Annotated in this window: 1 protein-coding gene; it reads right to left on the reverse strand. The window is 37.8% G+C overall.

The window, feature by feature from the left end:
* Nucleotides 1-283 (reverse strand): cytochrome ubiquinol oxidase subunit I (locus ACPYOJ_RS35160; protein WP_481420356.1); only part of this gene is annotated, 283 nt, incomplete at both ends.

The following is a 283-nucleotide window of genomic DNA, read 5'->3' on the forward strand; positions in this document are numbered from 1 at the left end:
CTGCCTACTTCAGTGACAGTCCATCCCGCTTCCAGCGCAATATATCCGAAAGGTGTTGCTACTAAAAATGTTTTCAGAAGCCAGTTTTTTTTCAACCATTCTTTTTTGAAAAATACGGCAAAAAGGTAAATCATCCCTATAATGATCATAATCACCCCAAAGAAAATCATAATCTGAAAAGCAAAATGGACAACCATTACCGGAGGCCATTCACCTCGCGGGAAATCATTCAAACCTTTTACTTCAGCGTTAAAATCATTGCTTACCAGAAAACTTAAAACCT

It is taken from the genome of Rhizobium sp. SVR5-9E, from assembly GCF_056755095.1.